This is a genomic window from uncultured Hymenobacter sp., from assembly GCF_964242765.1.
Lineage (GTDB): Bacteria > Bacteroidota > Bacteroidia > Cytophagales > Hymenobacteraceae > Hymenobacter.
The window spans coordinates 162,784-175,163 of sequence record NZ_CAXTBM010000001.1 but is presented as its reverse complement, the minus strand read 5'-3'; the positions used below and the strand labels follow the sequence as shown (position 1 = coordinate 175,163).

The 12,380-nt window shown below is 55.8% G+C and carries 11 protein-coding genes and 1 riboswitch; all 11 genes read left to right on the top strand.

Translation table 11 applies throughout. The features are described from left to right. A partial coding sequence (locus tag ACFE7X_RS00630) for a GNAT family N-acetyltransferase (RefSeq protein WP_375433712.1) occupies positions 1-338 on the top strand: 338 nt, incomplete at its 5' end. Between the two features lie 12 nt (positions 339-350). Continuing rightward, a complete protein-coding gene (gene pseI / locus ACFE7X_RS00625) occupies positions 351-1,400 on the top strand; it encodes a pseudaminic acid synthase (RefSeq protein ID WP_375433711.1) in 1,050 nt (349 codons plus the stop codon). Positions 1,401-1,427: 27 nt separating this feature from the next. Further along, a complete protein-coding gene (locus ACFE7X_RS00620; RefSeq protein ID WP_375433710.1) occupies positions 1,428-2,360 on the top strand; it encodes an acyltransferase in 933 nt (310 codons plus the stop codon). Further along, a complete protein-coding gene (locus ACFE7X_RS00615) occupies positions 2,361-3,065 on the top strand; it encodes a PIG-L deacetylase family protein (RefSeq protein ID WP_375433709.1) in 705 nt (234 codons plus the stop codon). 17 nt (positions 3,066-3,082) lie between these two features. Continuing rightward, positions 3,083-4,372, top strand: a complete 1,290-nt coding sequence (locus tag ACFE7X_RS00610) for a hypothetical protein (protein ID WP_375433708.1) — start codon at positions 3,083-3,085, stop codon at positions 4,370-4,372. 59 nt (positions 4,373-4,431) lie between these two features. Beyond that, positions 4,432-5,823, top strand: coding sequence for a DUF7033 domain-containing protein (locus ACFE7X_RS00605; RefSeq protein WP_375433707.1), 1,392 nt, complete (start codon positions 4,432-4,434; stop codon positions 5,821-5,823). A gap of 99 nt (positions 5,824-5,922) precedes the next feature. Further along, positions 5,923-7,401, top strand: coding sequence for a lipopolysaccharide biosynthesis protein (locus ACFE7X_RS00600; RefSeq protein WP_375433706.1), 1,479 nt, complete (start codon positions 5,923-5,925; stop codon positions 7,399-7,401). A 347-nt stretch (positions 7,402-7,748) separates the two neighbouring features. Beyond that, positions 7,749-7,840, top strand: a riboswitch (SAM riboswitch). A gap of 329 nt (positions 7,841-8,169) precedes the next feature. Then, on the top strand, positions 8,170-8,952 hold the full coding sequence (locus tag ACFE7X_RS00595) for a phosphoadenylyl-sulfate reductase (protein ID WP_375433705.1): 783 nt from the start codon (positions 8,170-8,172) through the stop codon (positions 8,950-8,952). Between the two features lie 123 nt (positions 8,953-9,075). Beyond that, positions 9,076-9,987, top strand: coding sequence for a sulfate adenylyltransferase subunit CysD (gene cysD, locus ACFE7X_RS00590; RefSeq protein ID WP_375433767.1), 912 nt, complete (start codon positions 9,076-9,078; stop codon positions 9,985-9,987). Between the two features lie 114 nt (positions 9,988-10,101). After that, entirely contained in the window at positions 10,102-11,391 is a 1,290-nt protein-coding gene (locus ACFE7X_RS00585; RefSeq protein WP_375433704.1) for a sulfate adenylyltransferase subunit 1, read from the top strand. A 154-nt stretch (positions 11,392-11,545) separates the two neighbouring features. Further along, complete coding sequence (gene cobA / locus ACFE7X_RS00580) at positions 11,546-12,349, top strand: uroporphyrinogen-III C-methyltransferase (protein ID WP_375433703.1); 804 nt, start codon at positions 11,546-11,548, stop codon at positions 12,347-12,349. The last annotated feature ends 31 nt before the right edge of the window (positions 12,350-12,380 follow it).

Genomic DNA, 12,380 nt, shown 5'->3' with positions numbered 1-12,380 from the left:
GTCTCACTGACTCGACTTGCTACCTGTATGTATTGGAACTACATGGGAAACCAGTCGGGCAAGTTCGGATTGAATTTGAACAGCAGACCGGCACCATTGACTATTCGGTAGCAACTGAGTTTCGGGGCCGAGGGCTAGGCGCCGCAATTCTACGGCGTACCTTTGCGCAACTTCGGCAGGAACGGTCCGCCCCGTGGACACTAGCCGCACACGTTAAAGCCACAAATCCAGCTTCGCGCAAGGTTTTCGAACGATTAGGTTTCACGCGCCAGCCAGCCGTAGAGTTGCATGATGCGCAGTATGACGTCTTCGTCTGCCACGTACCCGCCGACTGCTAGCTTTCTTTCTTTATGCAAGACATCCATATTGGGAATCACCTCATTGGCCTGAGCCAGCCGCCCTTCATTATTGCTGAAATGTCGGGCAACCATGGCCAGTCCTTGGAAAGAGCGCTAGAAATTGTGGATGCCGCTGCCGATGCCGGCTGCCAAGCGCTAAAAATTCAGACGAGCACTCCTGACATGCTCACGCTCGACAGCCGCGAGCCAGATTTTGTTGTGCGCGGGGCAAATGATGATTGGGAAGGACAGTCGCTCTACGAGCTATACACTACCAACCATACCCCGTTTGAGTGGCACGCCCCTATTTTCCGGCACGCCGAAGCTCGCGGAATGGTAGGATTCAGTTCGCCATTTTCCGAAGAAGCTATTGACTTCCTGGAGACGGTTGGCTGTCCGGCTTACAAAATTGCTTCGTTCGAAAACAACTGGCCCAACCTCATTCGCCGGGCCGCTCGCACTGGCAAACCCGTTATCATCTCCACCGGCATGGCCGATTTAGCGGACCTGGAGCGCATGGTGCGCATTGTTCGGAATGAAGGAAACGAGCAAATTGTGTTGCTTAAGTGTACCAGCACGTATCCTGCCCTACCCCACAACACCAACCTGCGCACCATTCCGCACCTGCGGGCTATGTTTGGTTGCCATGTCGGCCTTTCCGACCACACCATGGGCACTGGCGTGGGGGTAGCTGCTACCGTTCTAGGTGCTACCGTTATCGAGAAGCATCTAACGATTCGTCGCGCCGACGGAGGACCGGACTCTTCTTTCTCGATGGAACCCGACGAAATGAAGCGCCTGGTAGAGGAATGTCAACAAGCTCAACAAGCGCTAGGCGCCGTATCCTACGGCCCTACTACGGCAGAGCTGAAATCGTTGGGGTTCCGGCGCTCCATCTATGTTGTGCAGGACATAGCGGAGGGAGAGCTGCTAACAAAAGACAATATTCGGGTGATTCGGCCTGGACATGGCTTGGCTCCCCATCATTTCCCTGAACTCTTAGGGCGCCCGGTACGCCGGGCATTGCGCCGCGGCACGGCACTCACCTGGGACGCCCTGTAAATCTCTGTTCCTATTACCTTCGCTGCTATGGAAATTCGGAAATTCGATAACGGAAGCTACATCATTGCCGAGCGTTTCAGCATTGGCAGCAATTTTCGTATTGGCCCCAATACCACCATCCGCGCTGCTGAATGCACCATTGGGAACAATGTAACGTTGGGGGCAAACAATACCTTCTTGGTGGGGCAGCACTTGGCCATTGGCGACCTGACAGTTTTTGGCAACCAGAACAATCTAACGGCGCGGACTATACATGTGGGCGAGTACGTGTTTTGGGATTCCAATGTAGTAGTTGGCCACGGAGGCAAGTTTAGCGAAGATGCACACCTGCGCGTTGGGTCTTACTCCATGATCTGCGCACGCATAACGCTAAACGTCAACCATGCTATATCCATCGGTGAGTATGTGGGCATTGGAGAAGACGTTGCTATCTGGACTCATGGCTCTTACCTGCCTATTCTGGAAGGCTTTCCTGCTGATTTCGGCCCCGTACACATTGGTAACAAAGTATGGCTTCCAGCTAAATCAACCGTGTTACCCAACCGGCGCATTGGCAACAACGTCGTTATCGGAACCAACTCATTGATCAACAAAGACCTTCCCGATGGCTGCTTAGCAGGCGGCATACCAGTTCGCGTTTTAAAAGAGAATGTATATCCCAGCCAAGACGCTGCCCGCAACGAACACCTAGTCCGCCGTATCATCACTGATTATGAACGGTTAGCCGCCTACAAGCCGCTACAGGTTCAGCTTTCTTATGATCCTACTGCGCAGCAGCTACGCTGCAATCAGGTTGTCTTCCATCTTGACACTATGCAGACGGCAGGAAGCTTTACGGAAGTGGAAGAGGATTTCCGCGACTTTTTGCGCCGCCGGGGTATCAAATTCTACACAGGCCAGCCGTTTTCCTCTGTCCTACCCGAAGAATACCGTCGGCTTCTAGCAGTTTCTTTGGATTAGATGGACTTCAGCAACCGTAAAGTTTTAGTGATAGTCGCGCATCCTGATGATGAGCTTTTGGGCTTAGGAGCAACAATTCACCGGCTAGTAACCCGGCATGGATGCACGGCACGAGCCGTTATACTAGGAGAAGGCATTACCTCAAGAGCAACTGTACGAGACCCGGAACATTGGGCGGAGGAATTGGCTGTTCACCGCAGTAACATCGAGCGAGCGGCAACAGCTATCGGCTATGCCTCTACTGGCATCTACGATTTCGCTGACAATCGTTTTGATTCGGTGGATCTGCTTGATCTTGTCAAAGTAATAGAGCAGGAAAAAGAAGAGTTTCAACCTGACCTTGTCTTCACGCACCATGGTGGCGACACGAATATCGACCATCGTCGCACGTTCGAGGCAGTTATTACCGCTTGCCGTCCGCTGCCAGGTGAACCCATGCGCACTATTTTAGCTTGCGAAACGCCTTCTTCCACGGAATGGCAGGCGGCTAATTTTCCAAATCCCTTTCTGCCAAACTTTTTCCTGGCAGTAACGCAAGAGGATGTTGCTGCTAAAGTTGCGGGTATGGAAGCGTATGAATTTGAGAAGCGGCCGTATCCGCATCCTCGCTCTCCTGAAGCTCTGCGGATACTAGCTCAACGCTGGGGCATCGTTATTGGGCAGCCATTTGCCGAGGCATTCATGTTGATTCGTCATATAGGCTAGGCTTTTTACACAATGTTATGCTCGGACACCTGACCGACCGGCTTCGGGAAATTTTGTATGTCCGCTTCACTGATCATTTTGCTGGCTTTCCACAGCATGCTTTAGAGTCTATCTCGCCTGCTAATTCGTTGCGGCGCCTGGGCAAAGTACTGGGCTATACGGCGCTACGCTTAGTCGGAAACGTCTTTCAGCCGATCCGCAACCCGGAAAGTTTGCGGGGCGCGGTGTGGTTATACGTAGTCAGTCAGAACAACTACGAGTCCCTGCATTTTGTACGAGAAGCCCTGCCTGACGCAGTGCTGGTGGCCGGGCAAAGCAAGCAAATCGGGCGGTACAATACCGCAGTGAACCGCCTCTCGCTCCGGCGGAAGCTGCTGTATTACTGGCAGTTTCCGCTGGTGCTGGCAGGCCTTATGCGCACGGAGGGCCAACGGGCCTGGCGGTTCTTCGATTTGATTTACAGCGCCATTGGCTACTACGAGGTGTACCGCCGGGCGCTTCGGCAGCACCGGCCACGGGCCGTTGTTTTCGCCAACGACCACAATGATGATAGCCGGGCGCTGCTTTTAGCCTGCCGTACCGAAGGCATACCCACTGCCTACATTCAGCACGCCAGCGTCAGCGCCAGCTTTCCTCCGCTGGGTTTCAATTTAAGTCTACTCGAAGGCCAAGATGCACTCGACAAATACCGCCAGTGCGGTCCTATACAAGGCCAGATTGCGCTAGTAGGCATGCCCAAAGCCGACGAGTTCTTGAGCATGAAAAACCAAAACCCCGCCGCGCAACGGGTCGGGCTGGCCTGCAACGTACTCGATGAAACGGAGGCTCTAACCGCTACGCTACACTATTTACTGCCGAAGTTTCCAGACCTTACGTTCACCTTTCGCGCCCACCCCAGCGACACCCGCGACTTTAGTTTCATACAGCGCCAATATCCACAGTTGCAATTCTCTAACGCCAAGCAGGAAAGCGTGTTTGAGTTTCTAATCAAGCAGGATGCCCTCATTGCCGCCGATACCAGCACCCACCTCGAAGCCACCCTACTGAACGTCGTGGGTCTTTACTACCGGTTCAACACCCACGCCACCACCGACGATTATTACGGCTACGTAGCGCACAACCTAGTTGAACGGGCCAACACCTTGCCTGAACTATCTGCTTTGCTTGCCAAGTACCAGCAGCACAAGCCGCTTGACATCTACCGGCGCGCTGCGTATTACAATGCCACGCTAGGCACTCCGGATGAAGGCCGCAGCCGTGAGCGAGCCGTGCGCTTACTGAATGAGTGGCTGAAAACTGTAACATAAGCTTTAGCTTGTGCCCGAGGTTTCAATAGCAGAAGTGCTTTCCAGATTTCCGTTAGCGCATGAATATCGGCAACACCAACGCTCGGTCTGTTTCTGAAAGTCATCATCAGTTCATAGCGCGTGATGTACGGGTTGGCTACGTTATGCGCCATTTTTGGGCGGCCTATCAATCTACTACGTATACCAATATTAGCGTAGGAGGCCGCTACCCTGACGATTCGTTACAGATAGCAGACCATGCGGCCGGTTTTTTTGATGCGGAAGAGCCCTATCCTTCTGAGCCAGTCTGGCAGGAATGGCAGAATCAGCACTTGCCGTTTTTCTTTGGGCCGCCCTCTGATAAACCGCTAGTGGAGTTCTTGCCCGATAACCGTGCTTATATCCACACTGACATTATCTCGGCGGCCTTTTACCTGCTCAGCGGCTGGCAGGAATATTTCTCTGCCGAGCGAGACCGGCACGGGCGCTTTCCATACGCCGCCAGCGTGCAATACCGCTACGGTTTCGTGACGGTGCCCGTCGTGAATTACTACTTCGATATTCTGAAAACGGCCATCGAGCACGTGACCGGTAAGCCACTACTACCACGCCGATGGACTGACAATGCGCCGTTCGCCACGTTCGTTACCCACGATGTCGACGAGTTACATAGTGCTTGGAAAGCGCCCGCCAAAGACGCTTTATACCGCCGTAACTGGTTGCGCTTCGGTCGGCGGCTTTGGCAACACCTCACCCAACCTGACGCCTGGAACAATTTAGAATCGGTGCAGCAGATTGTGAATCGTTTCAACGCGAAAAGCACGTTTTTCTTTCTGGCTGAACACCGTAAGGCCGCCAATGGCACTCCTAATGCCGACTATAAATTAGCCGTTGCCGCTACGCAGAAGCGCCTCAAAGGCTTAGCCGAACGAGGCGCTGAATTGGCTGTACATGGCAGTATTGGCACTTCCACCGATGCGGTACGGCTGCAACAGGAAAAGCAACAGCTCCCGAAGCTTATTGCTGGCAATCGGTTTCATTACTTGCAGTGGGAACCACGCCTTACGCCTACCATTCTCAATCAGACCAATTTTCTTTACGATTCCACATTAGGTTTCGCCGAGCATTTTGGCTTCCGCAATTCTTATTGCCAGCCGTTTTTCCCTTATGACTTCGCAGCGGGCGGCTACTGCAACTTTCTCGAAATCCCGCTCACCGTGATGGACGTCACGCTGCATCACCCCAACTATTTGCAGCTAGCTCCAGACGAAATCTTGCCGGCCCTACTGCCAATGTTCCGGGAAATTGAGCGATTCGGGGGAGTCTGCACGCTGCTTTGGCACAACGACCATTTCGACCCCGCCAACCAAACCACGGGTCCGCGCCAGTTCGCCGAATTGATGCAGTACCTTCGCAGCCACAATTCCGCCTTCGTTAACGGCCGCGACATCTGCGAGAAAATGAATGAATGAGTGAATGAGCGAAGTAGTCTACGTTTGCAGACGTTTACCTACTTCGCGCCATTCGCGCCAGAAGCTACTTCACTCATTCACCATTTCACTCTCACCTCTTTGGGCATCGTTCAGCGGCAGGGGCTGCGCAATACCATTATTTCTTACGCTGGGTTGGGGCTAGGCTTCGTGAACACGGTGCTGGTGCTGCCAAAGGTGCTGGAGCCGCAACAAATAGGTTTGACCAGTGTGCTGATGGCCATTGCCACCCTGTTTGCGCAGGTATCGGCGTTTGGGTTCGGCAACATGGGAGTGCGGTTTTTCCCTTATTTCCGCAAGCCGGAAACTGGGCACCACGGCTTTTTACCGTTTCTGCTGGGAGTGCCCCTGCTCGGCTTCTTGCTCATAGCTGTGCTGTATGTAGTAGGCCGGCCGTTGGTCTTGTACTGGTACAGTAAGGATGCCGCGCTGTTGGGCCGCTATTATAGCTGGGGACTGGTTTTGACGCTGTTTGTCTTGCTGATCAACCTGCAAGACGCCTACCTGAAGGCCCTGTACCACACTGCCTTTTCGTCTTTCACCCAGGAAATCGTGCTGCGGCTGCTCGTCACGGCCGGGGCGCTGCTCTTTGCGGGCGGCTACCTCGATTTTCACGGCTACGTGCTGTGGTACGTGGGGGCCATCAGTTGCATTGCGCTGCTGCTCACGGTGTACACAGCTTTTATTGGCGAGCTGCATTTACGACCTACCACGGCGGCGCTGCGGGTGCGGCCACTGCGCGAAATGCTCGGCTTCGGCGCCTTCGCGTTGCTTGGCAACGTATCGGGCGTAGTTATTTCCAGCATCGACTCGATTATGGTGGGCGCCAAAGTTGATTTGGAAGGTGCGGGTATTTACGCCACCGCGTTTTTCATCAGCACGGCGCTGGTGCTGCCGTTTCGGGCACTCTACAAGATTGCGTTTCCACTGTTGGCCGAGTACTGGAAAAACAACGACTTGCCGCGCATGGCCGACTTCTACCAGCGCACTACCCGCCTAAACACCATGCTCGGCTGCTATCTGGCGCTCGGCATCGCCCTGAATCTGGATTTCATCTTCACCCAAATGAAACCAGCCTACGCCGCCGGTACTTCGGCCGTGTTGATTTTGCTGGCCGGGCGCCTCTTCGATGGTATTACGGGCCTCAATGGCCTCATCGTCGTCACGTCGCCGCGCTACCGCTACGACCTGATTTTCAATGCTTCGCTGGCATTGGCTACGGTAGTCATGAATCTACTTTTGATTCCGCGAATGGGCCTGACTGGCGCCGCGGTAGCCGCTTCGGTGGCCCTGCTGTCTATCAACCTGGCCCGCACCTGGTTTGTGTGGCACAGCTTCGGGTTGCAGCCTTTTGATCGGCGCGTGCCACTTATTCTGCTGCTGGCCGCCGCCGCGGGCCTGGCGGCGTGGCTGGTACCTTTCGTGCACTCCTTGTTGGTCACGATGCTGCTGCGGTCGAGTGTGCTTACGGTGCTGTACGGCGGGCTGCTGCTGGTCACTAATGCCGAACCCCAGGTTCGGGAGATACTGCAAAAATTACTTCGCCGCGGACCAGCTTAGATCCCACTACAGCTATTGTTAAGCAGTAAAATGCTTGAGTAATACACATTCCGCCGACTCTTGCCGTTAAATTGTCATATAATTATTGGCTTGCTATTCCCTACTTCAGCCACTGCTATAAAGCGCAGCCAAAAACAAGAACTTCAGCTTAATTATGATGATTACGACGTTTTAAAGCTCCTTCTGCTCGATTCAAAACTTAGTTTTTGCCAATTAGTTCTGAAGCATACTTGTTGAAATAAGGCAGCGGCAGCGGTTGTTCATTGTATTCGCAGTAAATAAATTTGGAAGTATAAAATTTCGGCTAGTACATTTGTAGTATCAATTCTTTACCCCCAAAAGGATTGTTTTTATACAGAGGCGTGGAGAGACAGGCTCGACGAAACGCCGGCAACCCCCAGATCATCTGGAACGGTGCCAAGTCCTGACCATATAAAAACAAGTTGCCGTGAAACGCTCTATCAACGCCGCCACCTCTTCTGCCGCCTTCTATGCTCTACAGCATGGATGTTGTGGCATGGCAAGCCCCGTCTGTATGACCGTGGCTTTTGGTTGCTGTTGTTAGAAGTAGCGCCACCCTCCTTTTTCTTGGTTCGTGCGCTGATTTCGGTGAGCTAGTGCGTCTGCACACCTAGTTCTGCTCCGTTTTCGCCCGTTCCGCTTTCTGCCTCCGACTGGTCTTTGCCGCGCCTTCGCGTTGCTACCCACCGAGGCTATTCTCCGACCGGACCTTTGCCAACGCGGCAAACCCTCCTCATTTTTCTTGTCATGCCCGCAGCCTCTGCCGCGTTGGTCGTTCCCGTGCTGGACGATCTGCGCCTTCAGCTCACATCCGCTTCTGCCCTGGAACGGCTACGCCTTGTAGCCACTCACTTCCCCGAGAAGGCCATTTTCTCGACTTCTTTTGGCTTGGAAGACCAAATTATCAGCCATCTAATTTTCGATAACGAGCTACCTATCAAAGTTTTCACCTTGGATACGGGCCGCAACTTTCAGGAAACCTATTCCACCTGGAACAAGACCTTGCTCAAGTACGGACAACCCATTGAGGTATTTTTTCCGCGCCAGGAAAGCGTGGAAGAATTGATGCGCACCAAGGGACCCAACAGCTTTTATGAGAGCGTCGACAACCGCAAGGAGTGCTGCTACATCCGCAAGGTAGAACCGCTGAACCGTGCCCTGGCCGGCCAGGCGGCGTGGGTGACCGGCATCCGCGCCGAACAGTCGCAGAACCGGCAAACTATGGACCCGGTGGAGTGGGACGCGGCGCACAACCTCACCAAGATTCACCCGCTCTTCGACTGGACGTGGGAGCAAGCCGTGGATTTCGCCCAAGTGAACGGCATTCCGGTAAACCCGCTGCACAAGCAAGGCTTCGTGAGCATCGGGTGCGCGCCGTGCACCCGCGCCATCAAGCCCGGCGAGGACTTCCGGGCCGGCCGCTGGTGGTGGGAAGACCTTTCGGCCAAGGAATGCGGCCTGCACTCCACCGCCGCTACGCACCACGACGGCCCCGACCCGGTAGTGGAGCCAGTTGAAGAAACTCAATAACCTCGTCCTTATTCTCACATCTGAAGCAACTGCTTCAAGCCAATATACGCGGCGCCATTACCATCAGAAGCCATGCAACTTGAACTCCCGGCGCTGCCCCAGCAACAGCATATCCTAGAAACCATGAGTGCGCACTCCTTCGATTACCTCGACCGGCTGGAAGCCGAAGCCATCCATATCCTGCGGGAAGTAGCCGGCCAATTTGAGCGGCCTGCGCTGCTCTTTTCGGGCGGCAAAGATTCTATTGTGCTCACCAGGCTGGCCGAAAAAGCCTTCCGGCCGGGCCGTTTTCCTTTCCCACTGGTGCACGTCGATACGGGCCACAACTTCCCGGAAGTGCTGGCTTACCGCGACCAGTTGGCCGCCGAGCTGGGCGAAAAGCTGATTGTGCGTAGCGTGGAAGACACCATCAAGCGGCAGCGCCTGCGCGAGCCGGGCGGCAAGTTCCCGAGCCGCAACCCGCTCCAAACCTACACGCTGCTGGAGGTAATCGAGGAGTTCGAGTTCGACGCTTGTATCGGTGGGGCGCGCCGCGACGAAGAAAAGGCGCGCGCCAAAGAGCGCATCTTCTCGGTGCGCGACGAGTTCGGGCAGTGGGACCCCAAGCGTCAGCGCCCGGAACTCTGGAACGTGTACAACGGCCGCATTCAGAAAGGCGAAAACGTGCGCGTTTTCCCGATTTCCAACTGGACCGAGCTGGACGTGTGGCGCTACATCCAGCGCGAAAACATTCAGCTCCCCGACATCTACTTCGGCCACGAGCGGACCTGCGTGGTGTTGCCGAGCGGCCAGCTATTGGGCTTATCGGAGCACTTGCAGCTTGACGAGGAAGACGAAATCGTGACCCGGCAGGTGCGCTTCCGCACCGTAGGCGACTCCACCTGCACGGCCGCCGTGGAAAGTGACGCCAGCACCGTGGAAGACATCATCCAGGACTTGCTGCTGGCCAAAGTAAGCGAGCGGGGCGCCACCCGCCTCGACGACAACATTTCGGAAGCCGGTATGGAAGACCGAAAACGCAACGGCTATTTCTGATGAGTTGATGTGCTGATGTGCTAATGAACAGCAAGGCCAAACCGTCGGCAAAATAGCACATCAACTCGTCGTACATCAACACATTATCACATCAACAATCAGCACATCAAGCTCATGGACCTTCTCCGATTTATAACCTGCGGCAGCGTCGACGACGGCAAAAGCACGCTGATTGGGCGCCTGCTCTACGATTCTGACTCGGTATCGCTGGACGTACTGGCGGCGCTGGAAAATCGCCCTACCGTGCACGGCACCGTGGATCTGGCCTTACTCACCGACGGCTTGCGGGCCGAGCGAGAACAGGGCATCACGATTGACGTTGCCTACAAATATTTCACCACGCCGCGCCGCAAGTTCATCATCACCGATGCCCCGGGCCACGTGCAATACACCCGCAACATGGTAACGGGCGCCAGCAACGCTGATCTGGCCATTGTGCTGGTCGATGCGCGGCAGGGCGTGGTCGAGCAAACGCGCCGCCACACGCTGGTGGCCGCGCTGCTGGGCATCCGCAACTTCGTGTTGGCGGTCAACAAGCTGGATTTGGTGGGCTTCGATGAAACCATCTTCAACCAGATTGCCGCCGACTACGCCGCCCTCACCGACCACTTCCAGCTACCCGCCGCAACCGCCATTCCGCTCAGTGCCCTGCACGGCGACAACGTGGTGAAACACTCCAACCGTATTGCGTGGTACACGGGCCCGAGCCTGTTGCAACACCTCGAAAGCGTGCCAGCCGCCGTGGAAGCAGCTAATGCTGAGCCCCGCTTCCAGGTGCAGTATGTCATCCGACCGCAAACTGCCGATCTGCCCGACTACCGGGGTTACGCCGGTCAGATTCAGAGCGGTCAGTACCGCCGCGGCGACCGGGTGAAAGTGCTGCCCTCGGGCCTGGAATCGGTGATTGAGGCCATTGAAGTAAATCAGCAGGAAGTGGAAGTTGCTGTGGCGCCGCAAGCCGTGGTGCTCCGCCTCACCGATGATGTGGACATCAGCCGGGGCGACGCCATTATTCCGGTGGAGCACGTGCCCAACCTCACGCGCGAAATTGAAGCTACGGTTTGCTGGATGAGCGAGCAGCCGCTCTGGCCGGGTCGCAAGCTACTGTTGCAGCATCATTCGGCGGTGGTGAAAGCGGCCGTGCCTACCATTTTGCACAAAGTGAACGTGCAAACCTTCGCCCGCGGCGCCGCCGACTCTGCCCAACTCAACGACATCGTGCGGGTGCGCATCAAAACGGCCGTCCCGCTGGCCGTCGACAACTATCACGAAAACCGCGTGACCGGCGCCTTCATTCTGGTTGATGAGCAGAGCGGCGACACAGTGGCCGCCGGCCTGATTGGCGCCGCCAACGCCGACTACTTCACGGCTCCCTTGGCGCCGCCGGTGGCCTTTTCTATCTAACTTTTTGCAAAAAGAACGTCATGCTGAGCGAAGGCAGAGCATCTCGCGTGCTGATGTTGTGGTGCTAATGAGGTTGCCACACTAGCGAGATGCTTCGACTATGGCTCCCCCTTCGCTCAGTATGACGTTCTTTTTTGCTGCTTAACTATCCTTCATGTCACTCACTAAAATCCCTCGCCTCACCGTACTTGGCGCCGGCCCCGGCGACCCGGAGCTACTCACCCTGAAAGGGGCGCGGGTGCTAGGCGAAGCCGACGTGATTCTTTATGATGCGCTGGCTAACAACGACTTGCTTGCCCACGCCCGCCCCGATGCCGTAACGGTTTTTGTGGGCAAGCGCCGCGGCATGCGCAGCCACAGTCAGGATGAAATCAACGCGCTGATTGTGGAGTATGCGCGCCAGTGCGGCCACGTAGTGCGCCTGAAGGGTGGTGACCCGTTTGTGTTTGGGCGAGGGCGCGAGGAAATGCTGTACGCCGAGCAGCACGGCTTGCTTACCGACTATGTACCCGGCATTAGCAGCGCCGTTGCAGCGGCGGGCAGCGTGGGCATTCCGGTTACGCACCGGGGGGCCAGCGAAGGATTCCGGGTGATTACGGCCACCACCGCCACCGGCGAATTGTCGGGCAGTGTGCGCGAGGCCGCCGGTACGCGCACGACCACCGTCATTTTGATGGGCTTAGGTGAGTTGGAGCGTATCACAGCGCTTTTCTGTCAGCAAGGACAGGCCGATACCCCGGCGGCCATCATCCAAAACGGCACTTTGCCGACTGCCCGACTGGTAACGGGTACCGTGGCCGAACTGCCGGCTCGTGCCGCGGCCGCGGGCATTGGCGCTCCGGCCATCATCATCATCGGTGAAGTAACTCGACTGGCTACCGCTTCTTCCGAGGCAGCCGAGTTACTACCCGGCCTGTCATTTCCGGCTTTTGCCGCGGCGTACGCCGAGGTAGCCTAACAGCCTGTCATTCCGACGCAGGAGGAATCTG

Coding starts and splice junctions, on each gene's coding strand:
- pseI (WP_375433711.1), top strand. CDS start 351: ATGCAAGACATCCATATTGGGAATCACCTCATTGGCCTGAGCCAGCCG.
- ACFE7X_RS00620 (WP_375433710.1), top strand. CDS start 1,428: ATGGAAATTCGGAAATTCGATAACGGAAGCTACATCATTGCCGAGCGT.
- ACFE7X_RS00615 (WP_375433709.1), top strand. CDS start 2,361: ATGGACTTCAGCAACCGTAAAGTTTTAGTGATAGTCGCGCATCCTGAT.
- ACFE7X_RS00610 (WP_375433708.1), top strand. CDS start 3,083: ATGCTCGGACACCTGACCGACCGGCTTCGGGAAATTTTGTATGTCCGC.
- ACFE7X_RS00605 (WP_375433707.1), top strand. CDS start 4,432: ATGAATATCGGCAACACCAACGCTCGGTCTGTTTCTGAAAGTCATCAT.
- ACFE7X_RS00595 (WP_375433705.1), top strand. CDS start 8,170: ATGCCCGCAGCCTCTGCCGCGTTGGTCGTTCCCGTGCTGGACGATCTG.
- cysD (WP_375433767.1), top strand. CDS start 9,076: ATGAGTGCGCACTCCTTCGATTACCTCGACCGGCTGGAAGCCGAAGCC.
- ACFE7X_RS00585 (WP_375433704.1), top strand. CDS start 10,102: ATGGACCTTCTCCGATTTATAACCTGCGGCAGCGTCGACGACGGCAAA.
- cobA (WP_375433703.1), top strand. CDS start 11,546: ATGTCACTCACTAAAATCCCTCGCCTCACCGTACTTGGCGCCGGCCCC.